Here is a 14,553-nt window from a genome sequence, read left to right on the forward strand (position 1 = left end):
CGATCCGTTTGCCGCCACGGCCCGGCTAACGGGCCGCGTCGCTCGATCGCTCTTCTTCTAGCTTTTTCACCTGCTCTTGCAGCTTCTCGGTCGTTTCGGCGAGCTTGAGCAGCCGTTTCAGCTCCTCCTTGGGAACGATCGCCATGTCGGCGTTTTCACGGAGGGGCGCCTCCTCGAAGCGAACCTCCTGCGGCGGCTGCGGAGCAACCGGCGGCGCGGGAGCCGGAGCGGGCATCGGCTTCCGCTCGAACACAATCGCCGGCGCCAGCGTCCGATTAGTCAATGCCTTCGCCGCAACCTTTGCGGCCTCGGCAGCTTCGGCCTGCGCCGCTTCGACGGCACGCTTTACTTCGATCGTCGCCGTCCGCCGCGCCTCGTTAGCGGCATCCATCGCGGAGCGCTGCGCATCGGCGGCGGCCGCCATGGCCTTCTTCATCTCGATACGCGTCTGTTGCTCCTGCTCCTCCCCCTTCACGCGCTGCTCCAGGGCGTCGCGCACCCGTTGGGCGTTCACCTCGCAAAGCTTCACTTCGGCAAGCGTCAGCTGCTCGTCAGCTCGCAGCTCAACGATCTTCGCCTCGGGAACGTTCTCCACCCCCGCTTGCTTGGCGTCGAGCGATTGCTTCAGACCGAGTGCGATTGACTCGGCCTTCAATTTCAGGCCGGCGGCCTTCAGGTCCCAGTATTCTCCTTCCAACTTCAGCGCCGCCTCGCTGCCACCGCTGGCCGCCGCCAAATCGCTGCTAGTCGTGAATCGCGATTCCATCACCTGCTGCGGATGGAACGCGAACGCGAAGTCGCGCGCGACTTCGAACTTTGGCGGCATGGGCGCCACCGCGGGGACGGCTGGAACAGCAATCGGGGCCCCCGAAGCAACGAGCACATCCTCGGGCGTGCCGGCGGTTGGCGTGCCTCCGACGCTGATCGCTACTGCTCCAGGCACGTCGGCTGGCGGCGCGGCGGCGATCGTTGCAGCCGCTGCTTCCGTAGGATTGACCTCGCTGATCTCGACGTCGGGGACTTGCACGTCCACGTCGGCGCTGACCTCGGCCTCATAGGTCGTCGCAACTTCCGCCACGACGTTGGCCGCTTTCTCTTCCCCTTCGGTAGAGATGAAGACGACGTTGCCCCCCTCGCCGCCGACAACTAGCTTGGCAGGCTCGGCGTCGGCGACGGCCAACATGCCGGCGGCCAGGCAAACACCTAGAATCCCCATGGCGGGCTTCGACGCGGCGGCAAGTGTCATGGCAATGATTCCTTTTTCGGCAAGGGCACAAGCGGCGACGCCTTTGAGCGACGCCCCTTTGATGCCCGAAGTGGTAAGTTTGAGTTTCAATGCAAAGCTCGCCCCCAGCGACGCCGTTTGCGCCACCAGCGTCGGTGCGGCCGAGGCCTGCGCAGCTGCCATCGCCGAGTTCACGACCGCCATCGTGGCCGAGAGGGCAATTCCGCGGCGAATCAGACGCGATCGCAGCAGCCGCGTCCCGCGCGCCAGCAGCCCTTTGACGGTCTGCGAGCTGACGCCCATTTGCGTGGCCGCCTCGCTGCGAGTGCGGCCTTCCATGTAGCACAGAACCAAGGGCTGACGGTAGCGAGCCGGCAGTGCGTTGAGCTCTTCCAGCAGCCGGAGCGTCACTTCGTTTCGCTCGATCTCCGACAGTTGGTCATCGAGCGAGGGGAGTTCCTCGATCAACTGCGATTCGTTGCGGCGGCAACGACGACTATGCGCCAATAGCGCCGTTCGATAAGCAACTCGATAGATCCAGCCCGCCGCGCTTTCGGTGGCACGGATCGAACCCGACTTGCGGGCGAGGATCAAGAAGGTGGCTTGAAAGGCGTCCTCGACGTCTTGCTGATGACGGAGGATTTGCGAGCAGACGCCCCAGACCATTTTGGCGTGGGTTTCGACGACCTGAGCAAAGGCCCCTTCGTCGCGGTAGCGCTGAAACCGCATGAGCCGCTCGCCGTCAGTCGGCGGGATGGCCAGGGCAACCGCGCTCGGCTCGACAGGCAGCGGATCGTCAAAAGCGGCGGATGTCAGCGATTCCAGCATCAAGGCGTCTCTCCAAAACCATTAGAGACAGGGACCTCGGCGGGTGGACTGGAATTTCGGCGGAAAAGTTCGCTCGCCGGCGTCGGGTCCGCGACAGAGCCGGGCTGGGCGCCAAAACGACCAGTCCGGGGCGGCGGTCGGATCGCCAGCATCGGGGGGTGACCAAAGTCAGACTGACGCCGCTAGCGTTTCCGCCCGAAAAACGCATTGATACGCTTGGTCGCATCGTCGGGGATGGAGGCTTCGATCACTTTGGCCACCTCGTCGGCCGACATGCCGCGATCGAGCATTTCGCGTTTTAGTTCGATCTCTAGCCGTCGCTGATGGGCGTTGGATATCGCCGCAGAGATGATGCAGGCCAGCGTGATCACGACGCCCGTGACGCAGCCGATCACGATGATCAGCAGCGGAAACCGATCGCCGGCTTCCAACCCAAAGAAGGCGTCGGACCACTGATCGGGGCCCGAGTTCGAGACTTGCGCCAGCAGGGCGGAGATGGCAGAGTCAAATTTCATCGGGTGGTGCACCCCATTTTCGAGCTGGCAGTGGCCAGAGCGTCATTCGCCGAACCATGGGCTTGCACGATCTGCTCCACTTCGTCGGCGGTCAGGCCTCGGTCGAGAAGATCTCGCTTGAAGTTAAGCTCCGCGCGGTGGCAGGCGAACTTACGAATCTGCGTGAAGAGGCTTCCGCAAATCCCGGCCGTCGACCCTGCCAGGACCGCGATGGTAACCATGTTGAACGGGACCGGAATCGAAATGATCGACTGCAGGAGACTGATCATGGCGATACTTTTTAGCAAGAAGGGACGGGCGGGCTAGTTCTATCTTAACCTTCGGCTCCCCCCGGCGTTGCCGCCGTACTGACGTCACGCCGGACCACTCCGACCCGCCTGCCGCCAACCGTCGACTCCGCCGGGGGGGCGGGAAGCGTCACTCGGGATATTCGCTGCCAAATCCAACATCTTTCCGACCACGAGCCTCCACGTTGGAAAAAGGTGGGGAATCTGTGGCTAATCGTGCCTATTTCTTGGGCGATGCGTGCTCGCCGAGAGATTGACGACGCACCCTAAGCCGTTTACCGTAAAGATGTTGTAGCCGATTTTTTGGCTGCACCGATCCTGGCGGCGACAGTGCGCGTCGGTCCGATTTTAATTCGTGAAAGAGCCTCCTTGGCCAAGCAACAACACAAACCATGGGGCGGCGTCTTCGAAGGGGACGTCGACCCCCGCGTCGAGCGATTCAGCGAGAGCGTCAGCTTCGATCACCGGCTATACGCTCAAGACATTCGCGGCTCCATCGCCCACGCCCGCATGCTGGCAGAAACCGGCATGCTCTCCGCCGACGAACGGGATCAAATTGTCGCCGGGCTCGAAGAGATCGGGCACGAAATTGCCGCCGGAACGTTCGAGTTCAAGCAGGAGCTCGAAGACGTCCATATGAACGTCGAGCGGAAGCTGACCGAACGCCTCGGCGACGTCGGCCGCAAGCTTCACACAGGGCGCAGCCGGAACGACCAGGTTTCGACCGACTTCCGTTTGTGGATTCGCGACGCGATCGACCGGACCGACCAACTGCTGGCGAACTTGCAGCGGGCGTTCGTCGATCGTTGCGACCGCGACCACGGCATCATCCTGCCAGGCTACACCCACCTGCAACGAGCCCAACCAGTGCTGGCGAACCACTACTGGCTGGCCTACACCGAGAAGTTTGGCCGCGATCGCGAGCGGCTGGCCGAATGCCGACGACGCGTCAATCAGCTGCCGTTGGGGACGGCCGCGCTGGCCGGAACGACGATCCCGATCGATCGCCGGCATGTCGCCGCGGCCCTCGACTTTGAAGGAGTCGTCGCCAACAGCCTCGATTCGTCGAGCGACCGTGACTTTGCGATCGAGTTCGCGTTCGTGCTCACGCTGATTGCCGAACACCTCAGCACGTGGGCCGAGGAGTGGATTCTATGGTCGACGGCGGAGTTTCGGTTCTTGCGGTTGCCTCATGCCTACTGCACCGGCTCGTCGATCATGCCGCAGAAGATCAATCCTGACGTGCTGGAGCTGATTCGCGGCAAGACGGCTCGCGTGGTCGGTAATCTCACCTCGCTATTGGTGCTGATCAAGGGGCTGCCGCTCGCCTACAACCGCGACCTGCAGGAAGACAAGCCGCGGGTGTTCGACTCGGCCGACACGGTGGAAGCCTCCGTCGAGCTCGCCGCCGCCGTGGTGACCGGCGCTGAACTCAATCGGCCCGCGATTCACGAAAGGCTCGAACGGGGCTACCTCGACGCCACGACGCTGATGGAGCACCTCATCAAGGTCGGCGTTCCGCAGCGGACCGCCCACGAGATCATCGGCAAACTGGTGGGCGTGGCCATGAAACGGGACGTGCCGCTGGCGAAGCTGGAATTGGCCGAGTTCCAGGCGGCCCATCCGGCGCTCGATCAATCGGTCTACACGGTGCTGGGGGTCGAGCAAGCGATTCTGGCATTTAGCAGCGAAGGATCGACGGCCCCGGCAATGGTCGCGAAGCAAGTTGCCCTGTGGAAGGAGCGCCTCGGCCTCGAACCCTAACGAACAAGTCACTCATGAGCCGCCAGGGCCACGCCCTGCGGAGGAAGCGTCGAACAGGTTCGGTCACTGAAATCGTTTGGCGCTTCAACCCGGACCGCGTAGCTGTCCGGTCAGGTTTGCACATTTCCTGCTGTTCTTGCCGTTGCTCCCGCATCTATCATCTCTGCTTTTCATCATATGACTGACTGTCTGCTCACGCTTCGACGCCTCCTGACGCTGCTGCCTCGCGCCGCCGCGGCGCTGACGCTGTCGATGACGTTCATTGCATCTTTACAGGCTCAAGAACCCGCGGTCGATGCTCCGGCGGCGGAACCGCCAACGACGCTGGCGGATTTTGCTCGTCGTGACCCGGCGATTGCCGCCGTGCTCGAATTGCCGCGGACGACGGCGTCGCAGCAGTTGCGGGCGATCTTGATGCTCGTGGACCTGGGTCATCCAGACGCGGCGGCGCAAGTTGTTCCCGAACTGATCGGGGCGAAACTTGACGATGCCCAAAAGGCGGCGCTGGTGGCGGAGTTCGGCACGGCCAAGTTCATCCGGTTGATGCGGCTCGACCCGCCAAGCGCGGCAGGCGGCCCCCCCAGCCCGTTGGCTGGCCTGCGCGAATTCGCTCAAAGTGCGATCGCGGCGGCCGACGCCGCGGCGAAGGACCCGGCCTACATTGCAAAACTGATCGCGCAGCTCAACTCGCCAACCGAGGGCGAGCGATACGCCGCGCGGGTCGACCTGCGGGCCACCGGCGACGCCGGGATGATCGCCGCCATTGACGCCCTGGCCAACGCGAAGGACGAAACGACGCGCACCAATCTCCTTGCCGCACTTGCCGACATGCGTCCGGCGATCGACGCGCCGCTGCTAGCGCTACTGGCCGATGGCCAGGGTCAACTCCGCCGCGACGCTGCCGAGTTGGCCGGCCATCTGCGGGTGTCGGCCGCCCTTCCCTGGCTGTCGACGATCGCCGTCACGTCGGCCGACGCATCCGCTGCAGCCGCCGCCCGGCAGGCGATTTCCCAACTCGGCTACCCCGAACCGACGGCGGTCGAAGTACAGAAACTCTTGCGCGATCGATTGGCAGCGATCAAATCGACGCCGATTCCGACCATCGACGAGGGGCTCGTCGGCCGCTGGTGGTCGTGGAATTCGCAGTCCGAGGAGCTCGCCGCGGCGACCTACCCCGTGCCGCAACTACAGGCCCTTTACGCCGCGCGACTCGCACGCGCCTTGGGCGAGGTCGGCGGAATGGTGGAGCCGAACGATCGCCGCGCGGTACTGCTTTACTCATTGGAAGAGTCGGCGCTGCTGGGACGCGACGCTGACGAGGCTCTCAAACAAGTGGTGGCCGCGATGACGCCGGCCGACCTTTCCGTCGCGCTCGCCACTGCCGCGAAGGAACAATACACGGCGGCAGCCGTGCAGATTGCCGAAGAGCTAGGTCGCCGCGGCGACCCCTCGGTCCTGGCCACCAATGGCGGGCTTCCCTCGCCGCTCGCCGCCGCGCTGACCAGCCACGACCGGGCGCTGCGCTTCGCGGCCCTGGCTGCGATCATGCAACTCCATCCGCAACGATCGTTCCCGGGCGCCAGCGAGGTGGCCAACTCGCTCTGGTACTTCGTCGGCGGTGCGGGCGAACCAACCGCCGTTGTCGCCGCGCCAGCGATGCTCGTGGCCAGCGATTGGGCCGGAAAACTGCGCGGCCAGGGTTACGACGCGACCCCAGTGCGTATCGGCCGTGAAGCCCTGGCAGCCGCGATCGACCCGGCGATCGCGCCGCGGCTAGGGATTGTGGTGCTCGACAGCGACGTCGGCCAGCCGCTGCTGGGAGAGGTCGTTTACCAGTTACGGATCAGCGACCTGACCGCCGGCGTCCCGATCCTAATCGCCGCGAGCGGCCCGCGGCTGGCCGCGGCGCAACGGATCGCCGAGGCGAATCCATTGGTCTACGCCATGCCTCGCCCCCACGGCGACGGGGCCCTCGCCACGCTGGTTGACGAAACGCTCGCGCTCCGTCCGCTGCCGCTGGCCCCGGCGGAGGTGCGCACCGCTCAGGCGAAACAGGCGCTCCAGTGGACTGCCCAGCTCCTTAACGCCAATGCGCCGTATGACGAGTTGAAGAAAGACGCCCGGTTGCTCGATCGGACGCTATTGATGCCCGAGCTGGCCGGCCCGTCCGTCGCGGTACTGGCCGCGATTGGCACTCCCGAAAGCCAAACGATGCTCGTCGACTTCGCCAGCCTGGGGACGCTCCCGATCGAAACACGGCAGGCCGCCGCCGAAGCGCTGGCGGCGAGCGTCGCGAAGTTCGGCGTGCAGCTGAAACGAGACCAGGTCGTCCTCCAATACGATCGGTACAACGCCAGTGAGACCGCCGATCCGGCGACGCAGCAAGTGCTGGCCCGCGTGCTCGACGTGATTGAGAAGAAGGACTTGGCCGTGAAGAAGTAGATTTGCCGTTAGCGACGCGCCGGAAGCTCACGCTTTCGGCTCGCCACAATCCCTTAGTATTCCGCTTGCCGCTTTTTTCATGCCCCCGCGCCCGCCGCAACTCGATGAATCTCCCAGCGCCCCGCTGCCGGGCGTCATCGGCAACAGCGCGCCAATGCAGGAGGTCTTCCGCACGACTCGCCAAGTGGCGCGTTCGAGCGCCTCAGTGCTGTTGCTGGGCGAGACGGGGACCGGCAAAGAGCTGATTGCTCACGCCGTCCACACGCTCAGCGGTCGGCGCGATCGGCCCTTCGTCCGCGTCAACTGCGGCGCGCTCAGCGAGAGTCTGCTCGAAAGCGAGCTGTTCGGCCACGTTCGCGGCGCTTTCACCGGCGCGATCGACAACCGCACCGGGCGGTTCGAAGCGGCTCATCAGGGGTCAATCTTTCTCGACGAGATTAACTCGACGACGCTCCACCTGCAGGTGAAGCTGCTCCGCGTCCTGCAGGAGCGGGAGTTCGAGCGCGTCGGCGATACTCGCACGATTCGCGTCGATACTCGCATCATCGCCGCCAGCAATCGCGATCTGCTCGACCTGGCGATGGCCGGCACATTCCGCGAGGACTTGTTCTACCGACTGAACGTCGTGCCAATCTACATCCCGCCGCTGCGCGACCGGACCGACGACATCCCGCTGTTGGTGACGCACTTTCTGAACTACTACAACGAGAAAAACGACCGCTACGTCGCCCACATCGAGCCGCGGGCAATGGAGGCCTTGCAGCGGTACTCCTGGCCCGGAAATGTCCGGGAACTGCAAAATTACGTCGAACGGGTCGTCGTCATGGCGCTCGGGGACGAACTGACGTTTGAGCTGCTCCCCGAGGCGGTCCGCACCGGCCGGCAGCCAAAATCGCTCGGCCCCCGTACGATGAGTTTTGAGGAGCTCTCCGAAGAACTAGTCGTCCAGGGCCTTGCCTCCGCCGGCGAAGAGGATTGCGACCTTCACGGCCGCATCGTCAATCGCGTGGAGCGCGAGGTGATCTCGCAAGTGATGAACCTCTGCGACGGCGTGCAGATTAAGGCGGCCGCGAGGTTGGGGATCAACCGCAACACGCTCCACAAGAAGCTGAAAGAGTACGGACTTGACGACGCAGAGGGAGAATAAGTAACCGCAGGTCAACGACCCGCCGGAGCGGCGAGAAAGACTAACCACCAAGGCACGAAGGGCACAAAGACGCACTAAGGAAGAAGAAAGGAAATGATCGGGGACAGGCCTGGTCGATTGGCTTTCCGCTTTTTTCCTTTCCTTGCATTCCTTCGTGATTCTTGGTGATCTTCGTGCCTTGGTGATTAATCTTCCGGGTTCCTCCCCAGGTCAATGAGTTCCACCACGCGCGATCGATTGATTGAATCTACATGTCCTCCGGCGTCAACATGCTCTGCTTCACCGCCAGCTTTGGGGTGGCGCTCGCGCTGGAATTCATGGGCCTGTGGGCCCGCCCTCGCTGGCGACGGCTCGCGGTCGTGACGGCCGCCCTCGCCGGCCTTGTCGCGCAAACCTGGTATCTCGCCAATCGTGCCAGCTCGTCTCCCTGGGCTCCGCTTTCCAGCCAACACGATTGGTATCTGGCCGCCGCGTGGGGACTGGCCATCGTCTACCTCGCGCTGGTGCTGTATCAGCCGAAGGCCTCGATCGGACTGTTCCTGCTGCCGGTGGTGCTCGCCCTCATCGGCGCCGCCCGCTTTGCCAGCACCGAGCCCATGGCCGGCGCCGAAATGCCCCGCATCTGGGGCATTCTGCATGGCGTCTTCCTGATGCTCGGCACGATCGCCGTGCTGCTGGGATTCGTCGCCGGGCTGATGTATCTCGTCCAAAGCGCGCGGCTCAAGAACAAGGCCCCGCTCAGCGAACGCTTTCGGCTGCCGAGCCTCGAATGGCTCGAACGCGTGAACGCCCGATCGCTCATCGCCGCCACGATCCTCGTGGGACTTGGCTTTGTCACCGGCGTGTTGATGCGCCTCGCCATGCGCGACGGCAGCGGGCTGCAGTGGTCCGATCCGGTGGTGATCAGCCTCAGCGGCATGTTCTCGTGGCTCGTGGCAGCCGAGGCGTTTCGCCTCGCCTACCCCGCCGCCCGCCGCGGCCGCAAGGTGGCCTATCTCACGCTCGCCGGCTTCGTATTTCTGGTGATCACGCTCGGCACGTTCATGAGCAGCAAATCGATGCACGGCCGCGGCGGGGAGGCGGCTAGCCCACCGCGAGCCGCAGCGATTGTCCCCGCGGCCCCCCCGGAGGATTCGCCATGAACCTCCGCATGGTCGGCTGCACCCACCGCGCTTCCGGCGTCGATCTCCGCCAACAGCTCGCCTTCGGCAGCGAGCAAACGAGCGACGCGCTGGCCCGCTGGCGCGAACGCTTCCCCACGGCCGAGTTTGCCCTCCTCTCCACCTGCAACCGCGTTGAGCTCTACGCCGCGGGCGCCGGTCCCGTCGAGGCGCCCGAAACCGACGAGTTGGTCGACGCCCTCCTCAGCTATCACGGCGTCCCGACAAAGCGGGTCGAGGGCCAACTCCTCTCGCTCCACCAGCGCGAAGCCGTCGCCCATCTCTACCGCGTCGCGGCGAGCCTCGACAGCATGGTCGTCGGCGAACCTCAAATTCTTGCCCAAGTGAAGCAAGCCTACCAGCGCTCGGTCGACAGCGGCGCCGCGGGGCCCGCGTTGCACGACCTCTTCCAGTCGGCCCTGCGCGCCGCCCGCCGCGTCTACAACGAAACGGGCCTCCACAAACATCGGGTGAGCATTCCCAGCGTCGCGATCGCCGACTTCGCCAGTCGCGTGTTCGAGCGATTCGACGACAAGCATGTGCTGGTGATCGGCGCCGGCGAGATGGCCGAGGAGACGATCCGCTACCTGCAAGACGCGGGCGCCACGCGGATCCACGTCGTCAACCGCAGCCCCGAGCGGGCCCTCGAACTGGCAGCCGCGTGGAAAGGCGTCGCGGTTCCCTGGGAACGCTTGTGGGACGAACTCGCCGCCGCCGATCTGGTGATCGGCGCCACCGGGGCGGCCGAGCCCATCGTCAAGGCACAGCGCTTCGAACGCGTCGTCGCTCCGCTGAGGCAACAGCGACCGCTGTTCATTCTCGATCTGGCCGTGCCGCGGAACTTCGAACCCGAAGTCGGCGAACAGCTCGGCGTCTATCTCTACTCGCTCGACGACCTTGCCCTCGCCTGCGAGCGGAATCGTGATGCGCGGGCAGCCGAACTGCCGGCGGCGGAGCAGATCATCGTCGCCGAGACCGACGCCTTCATGGCGGCGGCCCACCGCCGCATCACTGGCCCCGTGATCAGCGGACTGCGCCGAAATCTCGAGGAGCCAAAGGTGGCGGAACTCGAACGGCTCTTCAAGAAGCTTCCCGATCTCGACGAGCGATCCCGCGCCGAGATTGTGCAGTTCGCCGATCGCTTGGTGAACAAGCTCCTCCACCCGCCGTTGGAGTCGTTGCGCGACGCGTCGCAAGAGGGCCCGCCGCACGGTCTGCTCGATGCGCTGCGGCGGTTGTTTCGCTTGGAGGAATGATCGGAGTTGCACGTTTTGGGTTCCGGGGAGATGTAACCACGAAACACACGAAAAGTACGAAAAGGAAGGCCGAGGATGTAACTCTGATTTGGCGACTCGAAGAGGAATGCTAGTTTGCACTGATCTTCGCTAATCCATTTTTCTGAATCTTATTAGTGAGCATTAGCGTTCCTGGATTTATCCGCTTTCGTCGTTTTCGTGTGTTTCGTGGTTAATCGTCGCCGCATTTGGAATCCCTCGAAAACATGCGCAACAAAAAAAGCCGCGGGGATAAACCCCGCGGCTCGCTTTGTTCTATTCGAAAGGCGTCGACCTAGTCTAGGTCTTCGTCCTCTTGCTCGTACGCCAGTTCATCTTCGTCTTCGTCGTCTTCGTACTCATACTCGTCGTCTTCATCCTCGTCGTCGACGTCATCCTCTTCTTCGTCGTCTTCGTCGTCGACTTCTTCCCACTCGTCTTCTTCTAGCTCTTCTTCCTCGGCGTCGTCCTCTTCTTCATCCTCTTCGTCCTCGTCTTCATCTTCGTATTCGTATTCGTCGTCGTCCTCGTCTTCGTCATCCTCGTCGTCGTCTTCATCTTCGTCTTCGTACTCGTACTCGTCGTCATCGTCGTCGTCGCGAGCCATGACCAAAATCGACCATGGCGCCGCCGGCGCGAACTCGTCGTCATGCGCCGCCAAGGCGACGGAACTGTCAGCAATCGAAAACTGGGACCGCACGATAGATACTCCTAAACCAACTTCAACCGCACGTCAGTCGCTCGCGCCCCTTAGCTCAAGCGATTCGACCGCGCGTGATGCAGCGTTACAAATTTGATCGACTGGCGGCAGTTGTTCCAAGCGGCGGAGGCCAAAAACTTGCAAAAACTTTCGCGTTGTTCCGTAGAAGAAGGGGCGTCCTAACTCCTCGCTCCGTCCGACGATACGCAAAAAGTCGCGTTCCATCAACACGCGCAGAATTTCACCGCATTGCACCCCGCGGATTGATTCGATCTCCGCCCGCGTCACCGGCTGTCGATACGCCGCCACCGCGAGCGTTTCCAAAGCCGGCGCCGACAACCGCATCTCGCTCGGCGGGGCGTGGACTTTCCCCAGCCAATCGGCCAATTGAGGGCGGGTTAATAACTGAATTCCGTGCGCCACCTCGACGGGCTGAAAGGCGCTCCCCCGCCGCCGCAGCCGTCGCGACAACTCCCGCACCAGCGAACGGGCCTCCGTTCCATCGGCCAAATCGGCGAGCGCCGCCAACTTTCTTGAGGGAAGAGGCTCGCGCGCCAACAACAAAATGGCTTCCAGGCGGGCAAGCTTGTCGGCCATCCGCTCCGTGCTGATGCGCACCAGCTCGATCGGCCCAGAAAATGCTACGCGAATCGGCGACGTCACTCTCTTTGCGGTTGCGAAAGCCGCCCAAGGCTGCCGCGCGGCAAGGGACGGGCTACGCAAGCGGGCGGCCAGCGACGGAGAATGTTTGCGCATGTGAACGTCACTCTCCAGCGGAGCATCAAAGCCCCCGGCTTTGCCGGCGGACGAATTGCATAGAGCATCGCGCTGCGAGACGCGTCCAGCGGCGATGCCGGGGACCGTTAAACGTCGCGTGGCGTTGAAGGTTCCACCCTTACATGCCGCCCGCTTGTCTTCCAAGGCGCCACTTCGAGACCTCGGCCACGACCTGCTCCACGCTCGCTTCGGGATTGGACGCCACCGCCTCGAACTGCTGCGTCAGCGCACCGCCGGCAATCGGCATTTCGCAGTGAAACCGGTAGAGTTTCCCGTCGCCCCCCCAGCGTTCCAGCGCGTACTCGGCAACGCCAAACTGTCGCAACTGGGTGAGCAAGGGCTCAACCCGTTCGGCCAGCGTCGAGGGCGCCTTCACGGGAGGCGGCTCTGGCAATGGCAGCGCCCCGCCGATTTGCAACGACGGCGGTTCCGCATAACGAGCCGGCGCGTCTCCGCCCCTACTCCCCAAGTCGGACCTCTCGCCATCTCCAGCAAGCGGCGCCGACGTGGTGAAATCCCAAGTCGGCCGCGGTTTTGGTTCGGCATCTTTCCAACCAGTCGCATCTTTCGCAATCGTCACGAACCGATCGACCACCCGCTGAGCCCCGGTTGGCAGCGGACCATAATAGATCCACGCCCCCGGTAGGCCGACGAGCACCGTCAACATCACCGCTACGCGAAACAGCGTCGCCATAGATCGAGAACCCGTTTTCGCAAGACGAAGAGGGCGATCACGAACTGCTATCGCCCCTCTGCTGGGCGGCGGATCATATCGCCGACCAATTGCTAGCAGCAAGATCGGAATGGCAGCCAACGGTGTCGGGTTCTTTTTGCCACTGGGGAGCCGCTTCGCATTGGAAAGTTACCGGTGGCAAATGGAACCCGACGCCCTCCCGCTCCGCCTATAATCACCCCCATGCCCCCCGCTGCGATTTACCTCGATCACAACGCGACCGCCCCGATCCTGCCCGAGGTCGCCGACGCCGTGCGCGCAGCGGCCCTTCGCTACCCCGGCAATCCGGCCAGCCAGCACGACGCCGGCCGGCAGGCCCGTCGGGCGCTGGAACAAGCGCGAATCCGCATCGGCGAGATCCTCGGCGCCCGTACCACCGGGATGGACGCCGACCAGCTAATTTTTACCAGCGGCGGCACGGAATCGAACAATCTGGCGCTCCGCGGACTTGGTCAGCCCCCGGTTCCGCCGGGGGGTCGCGCACCAACCCACGCGACGTCGTCCCTGATGCACGCCGACCCCCTGGCGGAGCCAGGGACTGCCATAGGCGCCGCTGCACGGGTGATTATCTCCGCCATCGAGCATCCCAGCATTTCCCGCGCGGCCGAATCGCTGGCCCTTCCCATCCCAGCGCGAGCCGGGGGGTTCATCCCGCCGGTCCTGCAAACCCTGGGCGTCGATGCCGCCGGCGTCATCCGTCTCGACCAACTCGAATCGCTCATCACCCCGACGACGCCACTCGCTAGCATCATGCTCGCCAGCAACGAAACGGGCGTCCTGCAGCCGGTGGCTGAGGCCGCGGCGATCTGTCGTCGTCACGGCGTGCTCCTCCACACCGACGCCACCCAAGCCGTCGGCAAGGCGCCGGTCGACTTCACCGCCCTCGGCGTCGACGCCCTCACCGCCACCGCCCACAAGTTCCACGGCCCGCTGGGCATCGGCATCCTGCTGATTCGCCATGGCGTGCAACTTGCCCCTGCCCTCCATGGCGGGTTTCAGCAGGCGGCGTTGCGACCAGGGACCGAATCGGTCGCGCTCGCCGTCGGCATGCAGACCGCCCTGGAACTCTGGCAGCGGGAAGCCGACGCGCGTCGCGAGCGAATGACCATGCTCCGGGAACGCTTGGAGCAAACGATCCTCGCCGGTTGGCGCGACGCGGTCGTCATCGGCGGCCAGTCGCCACGGTTGCCTCACACTTCGAACATCGCGCTTGTCGGCCTCAATCGGCAGGCGCTCGTGATGGCGCTCGACCTCGCCGGGGTCGCCTGCTCCAGCGGCTCGGCCTGTGCCAGCGGCTCCAGCGAACCGTCGCCGACGCTTCTCGCGATGGGCCTCCCGGAGGAGCAAATTTCCTCGTCGGTGAGGCTCAGTTTGGGAGCGACGACGACCCTCGCCGAAATCGACGAAGCCGTTCGCCGTATCCTCAACGTCTGTAACAATTTGCGACGCGTCGGATAACGCTCTTTTATTGCCCTGGGCCGCTCCCGTAGTCGAGGTAAATCGGGTAAATTACGGGCTTGGATTTCTTGCCGCGTTCGGGCCTGGAAATTGCGCGTTATTCCGATGTCTCGCTACTGTCGCTCCGTGGCGCCCCGAGGAATCTAGCCGGACCTCTCGGAGTACCTCGAGGTGACTTAGGTTCAGGGACGCGCTCAAGGTTTTCTCCATCGCGGTTGCCTCGTTTTCGACGGACGGATCCTC

General features: G+C 64.0%; 12 protein-coding genes. 6 read left to right on the plus strand and 6 right to left on the minus strand.

All coding sequences use genetic code 11. From position 1 onward, the window contains the following. Nucleotides 1-25: 25 nt before the first annotated feature. From I41_RS26610 to I41_RS26620, 3 genes are all read right to left on the minus strand, one after another. Entirely contained in the window at nt 26-2,053 is a 2,028-nt protein-coding gene (locus I41_RS26610) for an RNA polymerase sigma factor (RefSeq protein ID WP_145436173.1), read from the minus strand. A gap of 182 nt (nt 2,054-2,235) precedes the next feature. Beyond that, on the minus strand, nt 2,236-2,568 hold the full coding sequence (locus tag I41_RS26615; protein WP_145436175.1) for a hypothetical protein: 333 nt from the start codon (nt 2,566-2,568) through the stop codon (nt 2,236-2,238). Beyond that, on the minus strand, nt 2,565-2,837 hold the full coding sequence (locus I41_RS26620) for a hypothetical protein (protein WP_145436177.1): 273 nt from the start codon (nt 2,835-2,837) through the stop codon (nt 2,565-2,567). The genes I41_RS26615 and I41_RS26620 overlap by 4 nt, the downstream gene beginning before the upstream one ends. A gap of 387 nt (nt 2,838-3,224) precedes the next feature. Here I41_RS26620 and argH point away from each other — a divergent pair, with 387 nt between their 5' ends. From argH to hemA, 5 genes are all read left to right on the plus strand, one after another. Then, nucleotides 3,225-4,619 carry an argininosuccinate lyase gene (argH, locus tag I41_RS26625; RefSeq protein ID WP_145436179.1) on the plus strand — a complete coding sequence of 465 codons (1,395 nt, stop codon included), beginning with the start codon at nt 3,225-3,227 and terminating at the stop codon, nt 4,617-4,619. A gap of 177 nt (nt 4,620-4,796) precedes the next feature. Further along, a complete protein-coding gene (locus I41_RS26630; protein ID WP_145436180.1) occupies nt 4,797-7,061 on the plus strand; it encodes a HEAT repeat domain-containing protein in 2,265 nt (754 codons plus the stop codon). 154 nt (nt 7,062-7,215) lie between these two features. Continuing rightward, nucleotides 7,216-8,208, plus strand: coding sequence for a sigma-54 interaction domain-containing protein (locus I41_RS26635; protein WP_246133901.1), 993 nt, complete (start codon nt 7,216-7,218; stop codon nt 8,206-8,208). Between the two features lie 251 nt (nt 8,209-8,459). Continuing rightward, nucleotides 8,460-9,350 (plus strand): cytochrome c biogenesis protein CcsA, encoded by an 891-nt coding sequence (gene ccsA / locus I41_RS26640; protein WP_145436184.1) that lies wholly within the window; start codon nt 8,460-8,462, stop codon nt 9,348-9,350. Further along, nucleotides 9,347-10,624: a glutamyl-tRNA reductase gene (gene hemA / locus I41_RS26645; protein WP_145436186.1), complete on the plus strand. Its 1,278-nt coding sequence runs from the start codon at nt 9,347-9,349 to the stop codon at nt 10,622-10,624. Before ccsA ends, hemA begins: the two co-directional genes overlap by 4 nt. Before the next feature lie 313 nt (nt 10,625-10,937). On the opposite strand, the gene I41_RS27610 is transcribed toward hemA, so the two are convergent. The 3 genes from I41_RS27610 to I41_RS26660 all read right to left on the minus strand — a co-directional run bounded on the left by I41_RS27610 (nt 10,938) and on the right by I41_RS26660 (nt 12,813). Next, complete coding sequence (locus tag I41_RS27610) at nt 10,938-11,342, minus strand: hypothetical protein (protein WP_168207176.1); 405 nt, start codon at nt 11,340-11,342, stop codon at nt 10,938-10,940. Nucleotides 11,343-11,375: 33 nt separating this feature from the next. Next, the gene (scpB, locus tag I41_RS26655; protein WP_246133762.1) at nt 11,376-12,098 is read right to left on the minus strand and encodes an SMC-Scp complex subunit ScpB; all 723 of its coding nucleotides are present in this window, start codon (nt 12,096-12,098) and stop codon (nt 11,376-11,378) included. Nucleotides 12,099-12,237: 139 nt separating this feature from the next. Then, a complete protein-coding gene (locus I41_RS26660; protein ID WP_145436187.1) occupies nt 12,238-12,813 on the minus strand; it encodes a hypothetical protein in 576 nt (191 codons plus the stop codon). Between the two features lie 222 nt (nt 12,814-13,035). On the opposite strand from I41_RS26660, the gene I41_RS26665 reads away from it, so the two are divergent. Beyond that, complete coding sequence (locus I41_RS26665; protein WP_145436189.1) at nt 13,036-14,310, plus strand: cysteine desulfurase family protein; 1,275 nt, start codon at nt 13,036-13,038, stop codon at nt 14,308-14,310. Nucleotides 14,311-14,553 lie beyond the last annotated feature (243 nt).

It is taken from the genome of Lacipirellula limnantheis, from assembly GCF_007746075.1.
GTDB lineage: Bacteria > Planctomycetota > Planctomycetia > Pirellulales > Lacipirellulaceae > Lacipirellula > Lacipirellula limnantheis.